Genomic DNA, 13330 nt, shown 5'->3' with positions numbered 1-13330 from the left:
ACTACCTAATCTCCAAGATTGGGTGGTTTTGTTTTGTCCAAAGATAGCTTTGGAATGAGGTAAACGATGGAAAATGTCCCAATGACCCTACGTGGCGAACAAAAGCTGCGTGAAGAACTAGACCGACTATTAAAACTTCGCCCACAGATTTCTGAAGCAATTGCAGAAGCACGTGAACTGGGTGATCTAAAGGAAAACGCTGAATATCATGCCGCTCGAGAAGAGCAGGGTATTTGTGAAGCTCAAATCCGCGATATCGAATACAAACTGTCTGTTGCTCAAGTTATTGACGTTACCAAAATGGACAACACAGGTAAGGTTATCTTCGGCTCTACAGTCACTTTGATTGACTGTGATACAGAAGAAGAGAAAACTTACCAAATCGTTGGTGACGATGAAGCAGATATTAAAGCGGGCCGCATTTCAGTCAGCTCGCCAATTGCGCGAGGCTTGGTTGGTAAAATGGAAGGTGATGAAGTGGTGATTTCTACCCCTGGTGGTGAGCGCGACTTTGAAATTGATCGTGTTGAATATATCTAATCATTCCGGATTAAAATCAAAAAAGGTCGCAATCGCGACCTTTTTTAGTGCTCGTAATCTATAGCAGAAACGTATTATTTGCGTGGAAGCTCGATTTTACGCTCGTCCGTTTGACGGAATAGAACTAGAGTTTTACCGATTACTTGTACTTTCTCTGCGCCAGTTTCGCGCACAATTGCTTCAATAATCAGGTTCTTAGTTTCACGATCTTCAGACGCTACTTTCACTTTGATTAGCTCATGGTGATCTAGAGCAATCTCGATTTCCGCTAGAACAGCTTCAGTAAGTCCGTTTGCGCCCATAAGCACAACAGGTTTTAGACTGTGCGCTAGGCCTTTAAGATGCTGCTTTTGTTTAGTGCTTAGGTTCATTACGCGGCCAATTTTCTTTAATATAAGGGTTGAAAAATACCATTTTAACGCCATCTATCCCTGAAGACTATAATTTATTGGGTATGTTGGTCCCTCTATCTGTTAGGAATCAAATGAGCAAACAAAAACATTCAGCGAGCTCAGGTCGTTGGTTGAAAGAGCACTTCGATGATAAATATGTGAACGAAGCCAAGAAAAGAGGCTACCGCTCGCGTGCGATTTTTAAAATCGAAGAGATTCAAGATAAAGATAAACTGCTAAAACCTGGAATGACGGTTGTGGACTTAGGTGCCGCTCCAGGAGGCTGGTCTCAGTACGCAGCAAAAATAGTTGGTGACGAAGGTCAAGTTATTGCATGTGACATTCTCCCAATGGACTCTATTGCTGGTGTAGCATTCCTACAAGGCGATTTTCGTGAAGAGGCAGTGCTCGATGCACTACTTGAGCGAATTCAGCCGGATATGGTTGATGTGGTCATGTCGGATATGGCACCGAACATGGCCGGAAATTTATCTGTTGATCAACCTCGTGCAATGTATCTTGTTGAACTAGCATTAGATATGTGTCGACAAGTTCTTGCGCCAAATGGTAGCTTTGCTGTCAAAGTGTTCCAGGGCGAAGGTTTTGATCAGTACGTAAAAGACGTTCGCGACATGTTTAAAGTCGTGAAAATTCGCAAACCGGACTCTTCACGAGCGCGTTCTCGAGAAGTTTATATTGTAGCCACTGGTTACAAAGGTTAACTATTTGGCTTTTTTCGAAGCAGTTAACAATCTAGCTACAGCTTACAAACTGTAGTACCCTACCTTTTAATTACAATTAGTTATCGCGAGGCTGACACCTTGAGTGACATGGCAAAAAATTTAATTCTGTGGCTTGTAATCGCCGTAGTCTTGATGTCGGTATTCCAGAGCTTTGGCCCTGGTGAAAGTAACGGCAGGGCGGTTGATTACACTACATTTGTACAGGAAGTTGGCCAAGGCCAGATTCAGGAAGCAACATTTAAAGACAGTGAAATTACCTTCACTCGTCGTGGTGGTGGCGCGCGTTATGTTACTTACATGCCGGTCTATGACCAGAAGCTTCTTGATGACCTGATTAACCAAAACGTGAAAGTACAAGGCACGCCTCCAGAAGAGCAAAGCCTGCTTGGTACTATCTTTATTTCATGGTTCCCAATGATCTTACTGATCGGCGTTTGGATTTTCTTCATGCGTCAGATGCAAGGCGGCGGCGGCAAAGGCGCTATGTCCTTCGGTAAGAGTAAAGCTCGTATGATGAGCGAAGAGCAGATCAAAACAACGTTTGCTGATGTTGCTGGCTGTGATGAAGCGAAAGAAGACGTAAAAGAGCTAGTCGATTACCTACGCGATCCAAGCCGATTCCAAAAGCTGGGCGGCAAGATTCCAACGGGTGTCTTGATGGTTGGTCCTCCTGGTACTGGTAAAACGCTTCTAGCGAAAGCCATTGCTGGTGAAGCAAAAGTACCGTTCTTTACTATCTCTGGTTCTGACTTCGTAGAAATGTTCGTCGGTGTTGGTGCGTCTCGTGTGCGTGACATGTTCGAGCAAGCGAAAAAAGCCTCACCTTGTATCATCTTTATCGATGAGATCGATGCAGTCGGTCGTCAGCGTGGCGCTGGTGTTGGTGGCGGTCATGATGAGCGTGAGCAAACATTGAACCAAATGCTGGTTGAAATGGATGGCTTCGAAGGTAACGAAGGTATCATCGTTATCGCTGCGACTAACCGTCCAGACGTACTTGACCCTGCGCTACTTCGTCCTGGTCGTTTTGACCGTCAAGTAGTCGTTGGCTTGCCAGATGTACGTGGCCGTGAGCAAATTTTGAAAGTGCACATGCGTAAAGTGCCACTAGCGGGTGACGTTGAACCGTCACTGATCGCACGTGGTACACCAGGTTTCTCTGGTGCAGATCTGGCTAACCTTGTGAATGAAGCTGCGCTATTTGCCGCTCGTGGTAACAAGCGCAACGTGTCTATGGTTGAATTTGAATTGGCGAAAGACAAAATCATGATGGGCGCAGAACGTCGTTCTATGGTGATGTCTGAAGAAATCAAAGAGTCAACAGCATACCACGAGGCAGGTCACGCGATTGTCGGCCGTTTAGTGCCTGAACATGACCCTGTGTACAAGGTGTCTATCATTCCTCGCGGTCGCGCGTTGGGTGTCACTATGTACCTGCCAGAGCAAGATCGTATCAGCATGTCTCGTCAGCATCTTGAATCAATGATTTCCAGCCTTTATGGTGGTCGTCTGGCCGAAGAGCTTATCTATGGTTTAGACAAAGTATCAACGGGTGCTTCAAACGATATCGAACGTGCGACGGAAATTGCTCGTAAGATGGTTACTCAGTGGGGCTTCTCAGAGAAACTAGGACCTCTTCTGTATGCTGAGGACGAAGGTGAAGTTTTCCTTGGCCGTAGCGTAACCCAGACGAAACATATGTCGGATGATACAGCTAGGCTGATCGATGACGAAGTTCGTCAAATTATCGACCGCAACTATGAGCGTGCAAAACAAATCCTAGAAGACAACATGGATATTATGCATGCGATGAAAGATGCGCTCATGAAGTATGAGACCATTGATGCAGGTCAGATTGATGATCTGATGGAACGCAAGGCTGATATTCGCGAGCCAGCTGGTTGGGGGGATAACCCAAGCAACAAGCATGAAGCGAAAGCCGACAAGCCTGTTGATGAAAAACCAGCTCAAACTGAGCCGGTAAACGAATCTGATGATAACTCTAGTGAAGCACCAGAGAAGAAAGATTCTGAATAATTGATTATTAAGTATAAACCCCGAGGCAACTCGGGGTTTTTGTATTTTTATTATGATTCTTACAGCAAACAATAAGACCCTCGACCTATCGACTCCTCAGGTTATGGGGATTTTAAATGTCACACCTGATTCATTCTCTGATGGTGGTAAATTCAATTCACTCGATAACGCGCTAACTCAGGCAAAACGCATGATTGACGTAGGTGTTACGATCATTGATGTCGGCGGTGAATCTACGCGCCCCGGTGCCCCGGACGTCTCTGTCGAGGAAGAGTTAGAGCGCGTAATCCCTGTAATTAAAGCGATTCGCCAGCATTACGATGTTTGGATTTCTGTTGATACCAGTAAAGCTGAGGTTATGCGTCAAGCCGCCGAGGCTGGGGCAGACATCATAAATGATGTACGCGCTTTGCTTGAACCTGGTGCTTTAGAAGTCGCTGCGCAAGCAGGTTTGCCAATTTGTCTGATGCATATGCAGGGGCAGCCCCGTACGATGCAAGAGGCACCTCACTACGATAATTTGATGGAAGAAGTAGGTAAGTTTCTACAAGAGAGAGTGGCTGCTTGTGAAGCCGTAGGGATTAGTAAAGAGCAACTTATTCTTGACCCGGGCTTTGGATTTGGTAAAACGCTACAACACAATTATCATATGCTGGCTCACTTAGAAGACTTCCATCAATTCGGCTTACCTATATTGGCGGGAATGTCTCGCAAGTCGATGGTTTTTAAATTGTTGAATAAAACCCCAGCAGAATGTGTTGCTGCTAGTGTCAGCTGCGCGACGGTTGCCGCACTGAAGGGAGCGCAGATTATTCGTGTCCACGATTTTGAAGAAACTTTAGATGCGATGAAAGTGGTTTCTATGCTGAAAGCGAACCATTAAAAAGAACATAAAGGAAATATCATGTCTGATAAGAGACGTTATTTTGGTACAGATGGTGTCCGTGGCAAAGTTGGCCAATACCCAATTACACCTGACTTTGTATTAAAGCTTGGCTGGGCGGCAGGTCGTGTGTTGGCAAAACAAGGCACAAAAAAAGTTATTATCGGTAAAGATACGCGTATTTCGGGTTATATGCTGGAGTCCGCTCTAGAGGCTGGCTTAGCTGCGGCGGGTTTAAAAGCATCATTTACTGGCCCAATGCCTACACCTGCAGTAGCGTACCTGACACAAACATTTCGTGCTGAAGCGGGGATTGTGATTTCTGCTTCACATAACCCATATTACGATAATGGCATTAAGTTCTTTTCGTCAGAAGGGACCAAGCTTCCGGATGATGTAGAGTTGGCTATTGAAGCTGAGTTAGACAAAGAGATTGACTGCGTAGAGTCGGCTTTATTAGGTAAAGCATCTCGACTGAATGACGCAGCAGGCCGTTACATCGAATTTTGTAAGAGTACATTCCCGTCAGAGCTTAGTTTAGGCGAGTTAAAAATCGTGGTTGATTGTGCTCATGGTGCGACTTACCACATTGCACCGAGCGTCTTCAAAGAGCTTGGCGCAGAAGTGATTGCGATGGGTGTAGAGCCTAACGGCATCAACATTAACGAAGAAGTGGGCGCAACAGATGTTCGTGCTCTACAGAAACGTGTTGTTGAAGAACAAGCGCATCTAGGTCTCGCATTTGATGGTGACGGCGACCGTATCATCATGGTTGATCACCTCGGGAATAAAGTGGATGGTGACCAGATTGCTTACATCATTGCACGCGATGCGTTGCGCCGTGGTGAGCTCAAAGGTGGTGTGGTAGGTACGTTAATGACGAACCTAGGCATGGAGAATGGCCTTAAACAGCTCGGAATCCCGTTTGTGCGTGCTGCAGTTGGTGATCGCTATGTTATGGAGCAACTACTAGAGAAAGGCTGGAAGATCGGTGCAGAAAACTCTGGCCATGTCATCTTGCTTGATAAAGTGACGACGGGTGATGCTATTGTTGCTGCGCTGCAAGTGTTAGCTTCAGTGGTGGGTAGCGATATGTCTCTGCATGATCTGTCTCAAGGTATGACGCTTTACCCACAGGTTTTGGAGAATGTTCGTTTCTCTGGTGACTCCAACCCATTAGAAGCTGAAGCAGTCCAAGCTGCTGTAGCTGAAGTGGAAGCCAAGCTAGGTGACAAGGGACGAGTATTGCTACGTAAGTCCGGAACTGAGCCTCTGATCCGCGTTATGGTGGAAGGTGAAGATTCCGAATTGGTTAAAGCGTCTGCTTTGAAGATTGCTGATACGGTTAAAGCCAGCTTTTAAATCTCGCTGGAAAGTTTCGTTATAATAGAGGCGTCACTCATAGAGTGGCGCTTTTGTATTTCACTTTATGGGATAAAGAGTAGCGGTAAATGCTAAGACAAGAGTGATAAAATGTGTCATCGAACTTCTTAGTTTTATGTTAGGATTGGCTCGTTCTAACCAGTAACGATTCTTTATGTCACCACACGAGATGCAATATTTACAAGAAATGGGTATTCAGAGCTATGAGCTCGCTCATCCTGAAAGGCTGCAAGGCTATCAGGCGCCACAGTTAGTATTGCAAGAAACGTGTCAGTTGTTACTCGTCTCCCCTCAATTTCCCCAAAAAGAGACCGCACTTCTTTTTGAGCGTGTGTTGAAGAGTATCAATTTATCTCTTGAACAAGCGTTACATGTTTATCCCGAACAGTTGCATCAGCTATCGGAACACCAGCTAGAGTGGATCTGGTTTGCGGGTTGTGAAGCTCAAGAGAAGCTTAATGCCAAAGTGTTGTCCTCTCCTGAGTTAGGTCAGATCAATGGAAATCAAGCACAACGCCGAGCGTTGTGGCAGCAAATTTGTTCGTATCAATAATATGTCTCTTTCTATTTTACCATTAGCCGAAAAACACTTAGAGCAAGTGGAAGCTATCGAAAAGGTGGCTCATTCTCACCCGTGGTCAACAAACATGATTCGCGATTTAAACTCTCGTGGCGGATGCCATCATGTTCTTACTGATGGAGAGCGGGTTCTAGGCTACTTCTACGCACAAAACATTGTTGGTGAAGTCACTTTATTGAATGTGGCAGTGAACCCTGAACATCAAGGCAAGGGGTATGGTAAAAAACTCATCAATGCCTTTATCGATATGTGCGAGAGTCAGGGAGCTGAAAGTGCGTGGCTCGAAGTAAGAGAAAGCAACACCAATGCGTTTGGTTTATACGAATCAACAGGCTTTAATGAGGTCGATCGGCGCATAAATTATTACCCCACAGAGAAGGGTAAAGAAGATGCTATTATCATGAGCTACATCTTCTTTTAATGGGATAACTCCACCGGTTAAACTCTTAGCGCCGTGGAATTACAAGTCTCTTCCAAAGGGTAATAATTGGACTTAAATCGGCTTACTAATTCTTCAGCTGGCAGTGGTTTATCGAACAAGTATCCTTGAAATTGATGACAGCCAAGTGCTTTGAGCGCGCTAAGTTCGTCAGTATCTTCTACCCCTTCAGCTATCACATCTAAGTTAAGGCGTTTAGCCGTCATAATAATCGCATCGACAATGGCTTGATCGCTTTCATCTAAATGAAGTTGCGTAACAAAAGAGCGATCGATTTTTAAAACATCAACAGAGAGGTGTTTTAAGTACTTTAATGAAGAGTAGCCAGTCCCAAAATCATCAATTGAAATCTTGAGTTGGTTTTCTTTTAGCTGCTCCATTTTGTTTATCGAACCTTCGACATTTTCCAGCAGTAAGTTTTCGGTAATCTCTAGTTCAATATTCTTGCCACTAATATCTGCTTGCTTTAACGCGCTGTTAACTTGTTCTACAAATGAGTCTTGAGAAAACTGTAACGGACTGATGTTAATCGCCACGCGGCAAAATGTGTCAGGAAGTGCACCCTGTTTTTTCCACTCGGCGTACTGGAAGCAAGCCCGTTCAATAATCCAATTACCAATTTGCAGTATTTGTCCTGTTTCTTCGGCGATTGGCATAAAGACTCCTGGGGGGAGAACGCCTTTCTCCGGATGGTTCCAGCGAATGAGTGCTTCAACACCGATAATTTGGTGTTTTTCGTTGACTTGAGGTTGGTAGTAAAGCTCCAACTGGTTTTCTTTTAGCGCTTCGTGCAATCCCCGTTCAATTTCTAAGACGGATTCGACCTGAGCATGCATTTCTGGATGATAAAATACATAGTTGTTCTTCCCTCCTACTTTCGCTCGATAGAGCGCAGTATCAGCTTGGCGCAGCACTTCGATATTGGTTGTCTTTGTTGAATGGAATGTTGTGATCCCCGCACTAACCGTGCAGTAGAGCTGGTGGCCATCGATCGAGTAAGGATTAGAAATCAGTGATAAAAGTTGCTGAGCTCGTATCTTGGCCTCTTCTTTGGATGTATTAGGGAGCAGGATAACGAATTCATCACCACCAATTCGAGCAGCCGTATGCCCCTCCTGTAGCCACGATTTTAAGCGTAATGAGACTGCTTTGATTAGGTTGTCACCGATATCGTGACCAAGAGAGTCATTGATGGTTTTAAAGCGGTCCAGATCCATATAGAACAGGGCTCCAGCTTGCTGAGTGTCTTCTGCCTCTCTCAGAGTATTCGAAAGTAATTGAAGCACTTGGCTACGGTTCGCTAACCCAGTTAAAGAATCATAGTAAGCGAGCTGGTTGAGCTTACGTTTAGCGCTCTCTTTGTCGTTAAACAGGTTGTGGAATGACTTGGCTAAATCTCCCAGTTCATCACCCCGGTGTAGGGTAGAAGGGGGTAAGGTATCTTGTCCATTGTGCAGAGATTTAACCCAATTAATTAGGGTGACTAATGGTTTAGATAACTTGTGGTAAAAGAAAACCAGCAGGATAAAAGTCAGGACTGCATTTCTCAATAAATCAAAAAGTAACACCTTACTGGCTTTATTAATGAACCCTTTGGCAATGTTGATGCCACTGACGGAAAAGCTCAACGTACCCACGGTAATGTGTGAGTTGGGTTGATGAAGCTCCGTTTTAAAAACCGGAGATGGCGGTGTTAGGTAGCTCGAAACAATATCAATTAATAGGCTGGATTTTGGCACTGGGCTTTCTTGTTTGTCTAAGATTTCACCAAAATCGTCAATTATCTCGACTTTGTAGATAGCACTATCCATCATTAAGCTCGTCGCGACTTGTTCTGCCAACAGTGGGTTTAGGTGGTAAGCGGCTTGACTGGCATTGGAGTAGTTCTGCAGCAGCTTAAACTGATAGTGCTCTTCAATTTTTGTTTGTTCTTGGTGCAGGTCCATCAAAATGTGATAGAAACTAAAGCAAATACCAAGAATAACCGACACTAAGAAAACGGTTTTAGCTTGACGAAAGGCGAGAGAATGGATTTTTTTGCTTTTCAGCATAGTGATATCTAGTTCCTTGCTTCTTCTATTAGTCACTTGGATCGATAGACATTGTTGCGTTTACGCTTGCATTTCCTTACTCGGTCATTTTTACCGTGAAAGTTGCCCCATCAGTGAATATAAGAGAGAATACCGCGCAAAATTGAATCGAACACCCAGAAGCATCAGGTTAACTGATTTTTTCCTTCTGGTAACCAGACAGAAGAAGAACTTTTGATGTCAAATACAGCTTTTTTGGGCGAAGTGTCTAAACGTAGGACTTTCGCTATCATCTCGCACCCGGATGCGGGTAAAACAACCATTACTGAAAAAGTACTACTTTTCGGACGCGCGATCCAAACGGCGGGTAGTGTAAAAGGCCGTGGCTCTGCGCAACATGCCAAATCTGACTGGATGGAAATGGAAAAAGAGCGTGGTATTTCGGTCACGACCTCGGTAATGCAGTTTCCTTACAACGAGTGTCTGGTTAACCTGCTGGATACTCCAGGGCACGAAGACTTCTCAGAAGATACTTATCGTACGCTGACCGCGGTTGACTCTTGTCTTATGGTTATCGATGCCGCTAAAGGTGTCGAGGACCGTACTCGTAAGCTGATGGAAGTGACGCGTCTTCGTGATACACCGATCGTTACGTTCATGAACAAACTTGACCGAGATATCCGTGATCCAATGGAGCTACTCGATGAAGTAGAAAGCGAACTGAACATCGCTTGTGCTCCGATCTCATGGCCAATTGGCTGTGGTAAAGAATTTAAAGGTGTGTATCACATTCACCGTGATGAAACGATTTTATACACCACAGGTCAAGGTCATACAATCCAAGAGCAGCGCATCGTCAAAGGTTTAGACAACCCAGAGCTGGACGAGGCCGTTGGTGCGGAACTGGCTGAGCAACTGCGTGAAGAGCTTGAGCTTGTGATTGGTGCGTGTCCTGAATTCGACCAAGAGCTATTTTTAGCGGGTGAGCTAACGCCAGTTTACTTTGGTACTGCACTGGGTAACTTTGGTGTTGACCACATGCTAGATGGTCTGACCGAGTGGGCTCCGGCCCCAATGCCACGCCAGGCGAATGAGCGTCAAGTTGAAGCTAGTGAAGAAAAATTCTCTGGTTTCGTGTTTAAGATCCAAGCGAATATGGATCCTAAGCACCGCGACCGTATTGCATTTATGCGTATTGTATCGGGTACGTATACTCAAGGCATGAAGATGAACCATGTTCGTTTAGGTAAGCAGATTAACATCTCGGATGCTGTTACCTTTATGGCTGGAGATCGTTCACGCGCTGAGAATGCCTACGCCGGTGATATTATCGGCCTACACAACCACGGTACTATTCAGATTGGTGATACCTTTACTCAAGGTGAAAACCTGAAGTTTGCGGGCATTCCTAACTTTGCACCTGAATTGTTCCGTCGTATTCGCTTAAAAGATCCTTTGAAGCAAAAACAACTGCTTAAAGGTTTGGTACAGCTTTCGGAAGAAGGCGCAGTACAGGTATTCCGCCCATTGCAAAATAATGACCTTATCGTAGGTGCAGTAGGTGTGCTTCAGTTTGATGTAGTCGTGGCGCGTCTTAAAGCGGAATACAACGTTGAAGCCATTTATGAAAGCGTGAACGTTGCAACCGCGCGCTGGGTAGAATGTAGCGACGAGAAGAAACTGGAAGAGTTCAAGCGTAAGAACCAAACCAACTTGGCGTTGGATGGTGGCGATAACCTAAGTTACATAGCGCCAACGATGGTGAATCTGAATTTAGCGAAAGAGCGATTCCCTGAGGTTGAGTTCCGCGCGACCCGCGAACACTAATACTCTTTATATTTGGAGCTCTAGCTGCGTTAGCTTCACTCATCCGCCCCAGTCACATAGCGCACTATGCTCCTGGGGTCGGATTCGATTGCTGCCTTGCTATAGCACCAACTATTTTGAGTATAGCGTCTAGCAGAAGAGCTCTTTAGGCGTGAATTCTGTCGCCTTGTTCTAGCCTCAAACGCTTTGAAGGGGTGATTAATAGTCGGCTTCGAATATTAATCACCTACATATCGATATAAAAATGCCGCTTCAATCGAAGCGGCATTTTTGTTTGCTTAAAAAGTAGTGACTACTTTTTCTTCTTTACGACTTTCTTTTTCGCTTTTGTAGCGACCTTTTTCTTGTCGTCTTTTTTCTTTTTCTTAAACACAGGCTTTTTGTGCTTTGGACGAAGCTCTTTTATAAAACGTTCTTTGATATCTTCGTTTACGTAACGAGCTACGCGATCCATCATCGGTTGGTCGTGGGCTTCTACCAAAGATACCGCGTTACCTTTCTTACCCGCACGAGCCGTACGGCCGATACGGTGTAGGTAAACGTCTGCGCTGCGTGGCATGTCATAGTTGATAACGTGGCTGACATCCGGTAAATCGATACCACGCGCAGCAACGTCAGTCGCCAATAGTACGTTAACTGTGCCGTCGCGGAAGCGAGCAATCGCGTTGTTACGGCGATCCTGAGGCATTTCACCTTGGATCCATGCACATGGAATCTGAGCACTTTCAAGTTCAGCACGAAGTTCAGCCAAGCGTTCGCGAGTCTTCAAGAAAATAATCGAACGTTCTGCTTGTTCTGTGATGATTTTCTTTAGCAACTCAAGTTTGTGGTTCATATCGTCGGCACGGTGATACCATTGCGCGATTTTTTTACGTTCGCGTCGTGATGGTTCTGCATCGATTTCTGCAGGATCTTTCAGTAGATCGGCGGTAAAGCCTTCAACCCCTTTGCCTTCGAGAGTAGCGGAGAAAAGGAGCGTTTGTTTACGCCAGCGACATTCAGAAGAAAGGCGGTCAACGGTTGGACCAAAGCCCATATCCAACATTCTATCTGCTTCATCTAGGATCAGCCATTCAATTGCGCGGCAGTCAAAGCGCTCGGCTTCGATGTACTCCATCAAACGGCCCGGTGTTGCAACAACAATATCTTGTGTGGTTGCCAGAATATCTGCGTGCTCTTGATACTGAACGCCGCCAGTAATGGTGAAGATGTTCAGCTTGGTATTCTTTGCAAGTGCGCGAGCTTGATCTGCGACTTGCATGGCTAGTTCACGCGTTGGGGTTAGGATAAGAACACGTGCAGGTCCAGGTTTTCTGCGAGGAAAATCCTGTAAGTATTGCAAGGCTGGCAGAACAAAAGCGGCCGTTTTACCCGTGCCCGTAGGAGCCGATGCAAGAATATCTCGACCATCTAAAGCTTGTGGGATCGCTTCAGCCTGAATCTGTGTTGGACGGGTGTAACCCATTTCTTCGATTGCGACGAGTAGGTTAGGATCTAACTCTAATTCAGCAAAATTTTTGATCACTCTGATGTCTCCACAAGCTTGTTGGTGTGAACATTATATAAAGGGGAAGCATTATAGTGTGTTCGGTGATAAGGATCACACCTTTATTACTACATCTTCAAATAAAAATCTTTGGTCAGTGTTACAAACGCGTCGCTGTATCCATCTTTCTCTCGTATGGTCAGTGACTCAAGGCTGGCCTCGCAAGGAGATTTAACCAGTTCAATCAACAAACGATGTATTGCTTTTCGCTCCGTTGGTTTTACTTCGCACAGTGTTTGAAGGTGCCATCCGTCAAGCTTGGCTGTCTCGATAAACTGGCGTCCTTCTTCTAGCGGAAGGATAAAGTTGGCATTCCCTTCTGGGTTTAGTAACTGAGAGCATCGAGCTAATAATTCACTGTGCTTTAGCGAATCGGTATGTCGAGCGGTTGCTCGTTGGCTACTTTTCGCCTGTTCACCACTATTGAAGTAGGGTGGGTTGCAGACGATGGTATCGAAGAGGGCGTCAAACGAATGGTTTAGTACGTCACTGTGATACAGGCAAATGCGCTCAGCCCAAGGTGATTGTTCTACATTGAACGCAGCTGCATCCATAGCATGTACGTCGATATCAATGGCTTCGATGGTCGCGTTTTGGTTACGTTGGGCGCACATTAATGTCAGAAGACCTGTTCCAGTGCCTATATCCAATATGCGTTGGGCCTTATCTATTCTTGACCATGCACCTAGCAGTACGCCGTCGGTGCTGACAGGCATACCAGAGGATCCTCCTCTAATCGCAAACTGCTTAAATAGAAAATCCTTGGTTGAGTTTTTTTTGTTGTTCATTATTTATTCTGAAAATTAATGTTTGTTGAGTGTTTTAATTTAATGTTAACTAAAAGTTTGGATTCTTGTTCTAATTTCATATTTATCATTAATGTTTATCGTTAGCGGTTTTTTCTGGTTTTCTTTTTAAAGTTGGTGTTTT

Annotated in this window: 12 protein-coding genes; 8 read left to right on the top strand and 4 right to left on the bottom strand. The window is 45.0% G+C overall.

What is annotated here, in order from left to right:
• The first annotated feature begins 66 nt into the window (after window positions 1-66).
• Window positions 67-540 (top strand): transcription elongation factor GreA, encoded by a 474-nt coding sequence (greA, locus tag VNE01S_RS08305; protein WP_053394142.1) that lies wholly within the window; start codon window positions 67-69, stop codon window positions 538-540.
• 74 nt (window positions 541-614) lie between these two features.
• On the opposite strand, the gene yhbY is transcribed toward greA, so the two are convergent.
• Complete coding sequence (yhbY, locus tag VNE01S_RS08300; protein ID WP_053394307.1) at window positions 615-911, bottom strand: ribosome assembly RNA-binding protein YhbY; 297 nt, start codon at window positions 909-911, stop codon at window positions 615-617.
• A gap of 113 nt (window positions 912-1024) precedes the next feature.
• Here yhbY and rlmE point away from each other — a divergent pair, with 113 nt between their 5' ends.
• From rlmE to rimI, 6 genes are all read left to right on the top strand, one after another.
• Complete coding sequence (gene rlmE, locus VNE01S_RS08295) at window positions 1025-1654, top strand: 23S rRNA (uridine(2552)-2'-O)-methyltransferase RlmE (RefSeq protein WP_053394141.1); 630 nt, start codon at window positions 1025-1027, stop codon at window positions 1652-1654.
• A 108-nt stretch (window positions 1655-1762) separates the two neighbouring features.
• The gene (gene ftsH / locus VNE01S_RS08290; protein ID WP_053394140.1) at window positions 1763-3712 is read left to right on the top strand and encodes an ATP-dependent zinc metalloprotease FtsH; all 1950 of its coding nucleotides are present in this window, start codon (window positions 1763-1765) and stop codon (window positions 3710-3712) included.
• A gap of 52 nt (window positions 3713-3764) precedes the next feature.
• A complete protein-coding gene (gene folP, locus VNE01S_RS08285; RefSeq protein WP_053394139.1) occupies window positions 3765-4595 on the top strand; it encodes a dihydropteroate synthase in 831 nt (276 codons plus the stop codon).
• Window positions 4596-4616: 21 nt separating this feature from the next.
• Complete coding sequence (gene glmM / locus VNE01S_RS08280; RefSeq protein WP_053394138.1) at window positions 4617-5957, top strand: phosphoglucosamine mutase; 1341 nt, start codon at window positions 4617-4619, stop codon at window positions 5955-5957.
• Window positions 5958-6132: 175 nt separating this feature from the next.
• Entirely contained in the window at window positions 6133-6531 is a 399-nt protein-coding gene (locus tag VNE01S_RS08275) for a DNA polymerase III subunit psi (RefSeq protein ID WP_053394137.1), read from the top strand.
• Window position 6532: 1 nt separating this feature from the next.
• The gene (rimI, locus tag VNE01S_RS08270) at window positions 6533-6979 is read left to right on the top strand and encodes a ribosomal protein S18-alanine N-acetyltransferase (RefSeq protein WP_053394136.1); all 447 of its coding nucleotides are present in this window, start codon (window positions 6533-6535) and stop codon (window positions 6977-6979) included.
• Between the two features lie 17 nt (window positions 6980-6996).
• On the opposite strand, the gene VNE01S_RS08265 is transcribed toward rimI, so the two are convergent.
• Complete coding sequence (locus tag VNE01S_RS08265) at window positions 6997-9048, bottom strand: putative bifunctional diguanylate cyclase/phosphodiesterase (protein ID WP_053394135.1); 2052 nt, start codon at window positions 9046-9048, stop codon at window positions 6997-6999.
• A gap of 216 nt (window positions 9049-9264) precedes the next feature.
• On the opposite strand from VNE01S_RS08265, the gene prfC reads away from it, so the two are divergent.
• The gene (gene prfC / locus VNE01S_RS08260; RefSeq protein ID WP_053394134.1) at window positions 9265-10854 is read left to right on the top strand and encodes a peptide chain release factor 3; all 1590 of its coding nucleotides are present in this window, start codon (window positions 9265-9267) and stop codon (window positions 10852-10854) included.
• Between the two features lie 292 nt (window positions 10855-11146).
• Here prfC and srmB read toward each other — a convergent pair whose 3' ends face one another.
• Both srmB and VNE01S_RS08250 read right to left on the bottom strand, forming a co-directional pair.
• Window positions 11147-12379 (bottom strand): ATP-dependent RNA helicase SrmB, encoded by a 1233-nt coding sequence (gene srmB / locus VNE01S_RS08255; RefSeq protein WP_053394133.1) that lies wholly within the window; start codon window positions 12377-12379, stop codon window positions 11147-11149.
• An 89-nt stretch (window positions 12380-12468) separates the two neighbouring features.
• Window positions 12469-13188, bottom strand: a complete 720-nt coding sequence (locus VNE01S_RS08250) for a tRNA1(Val) (adenine(37)-N6)-methyltransferase (RefSeq protein ID WP_053394132.1) — start codon at window positions 13186-13188, stop codon at window positions 12469-12471.
• Window positions 13189-13330 lie beyond the last annotated feature (142 nt).

The sequence above is a fragment of the Vibrio nereis NBRC 15637 genome (assembly GCF_001591105.1).
Lineage (GTDB): Bacteria > Pseudomonadota > Gammaproteobacteria > Enterobacterales > Vibrionaceae > Vibrio > Vibrio nereis.
Note: the sequence above shows the minus strand (reverse complement) of the source record. Positions and strands in the feature narration are given on the sequence as shown.

Coding starts and splice junctions, on each gene's coding strand:
- prfC (WP_053394134.1), top strand. CDS start 9,265: ATGTCAAATACAGCTTTTTTGGGCGAAGTGTCTAAACGTAGGACTTTC.
- rimI (WP_053394136.1), top strand. CDS start 6,533: ATGTCTCTTTCTATTTTACCATTAGCCGAAAAACACTTAGAGCAAGTG.
- glmM (WP_053394138.1), top strand. CDS start 4,617: ATGTCTGATAAGAGACGTTATTTTGGTACAGATGGTGTCCGTGGCAAA.
- VNE01S_RS08265 (WP_053394135.1), bottom strand. CDS start 9,048: ATGCTGAAAAGCAAAAAAATCCATTCTCTCGCCTTTCGTCAAGCTAAA.
- rlmE (WP_053394141.1), top strand. CDS start 1,025: ATGAGCAAACAAAAACATTCAGCGAGCTCAGGTCGTTGGTTGAAAGAG.
- VNE01S_RS08275 (WP_053394137.1), top strand. CDS start 6,133: ATGTCACCACACGAGATGCAATATTTACAAGAAATGGGTATTCAGAGC.
- greA (WP_053394142.1), top strand. CDS start 67: ATGGAAAATGTCCCAATGACCCTACGTGGCGAACAAAAGCTGCGTGAA.
- yhbY (WP_053394307.1), bottom strand. CDS start 911: ATGAACCTAAGCACTAAACAAAAGCAGCATCTTAAAGGCCTAGCGCAC.
- ftsH (WP_053394140.1), top strand. CDS start 1,763: ATGGCAAAAAATTTAATTCTGTGGCTTGTAATCGCCGTAGTCTTGATG.
- VNE01S_RS08250 (WP_053394132.1), bottom strand. CDS start 13,188: ATGAACAACAAAAAAAACTCAACCAAGGATTTTCTATTTAAGCAGTTT.
- folP (WP_053394139.1), top strand. CDS start 3,765: ATGATTCTTACAGCAAACAATAAGACCCTCGACCTATCGACTCCTCAG.